This window comes from Streptomyces sp. TRM68416 (assembly GCF_014596915.1).
Taxonomy (GTDB): domain Bacteria; phylum Actinomycetota; class Actinomycetes; order Streptomycetales; family Streptomycetaceae; genus Streptomyces.
Genome location: NZ_JACVWU010000115.1, coordinates 1 through 311, shown reverse-complemented (window position 1 = coordinate 311; position 311 = coordinate 1). Strand labels below are relative to the sequence as shown.

The 311-nt window shown below is 72.0% G+C and carries 1 protein-coding gene; it reads left to right on the top strand.

What is annotated here, in order from left to right; genetic code table 11:
- On the top strand, nt 1–311 hold a 311-nt coding region (locus tag ICC28_RS40190; protein ID WP_188293815.1), incomplete at both ends, for a hypothetical protein.

Sequence of the window (311 nt, the reverse complement as noted above, 5' to 3'; positions counted from 1 at the left end):
GGCCACCACGGGCGAGCTGACCGATCCCGGCTACTGGGTACGCCAGGTGCGCGGCACCGTCCGCTTCCACGACGGCATCCGCACCCTCACCCAGGCCGGAGTGCGCACCTTCGCCGAGATCGGACCACGCGGCGTACTGACCGCCATGGTCACCGACTGCCTCACCGACGAAAGCAGCGACACCAGCGTCTGCGTGGCCCTGACCCGGACCGGACGCGAGGAAACCACCGCCCTGACCGAGGCCCTGGCCCGGCTGTGGACCACCGGCACCCCCGTCGACTGGCACACCATCGTGCCCGCCGCAGACCCCG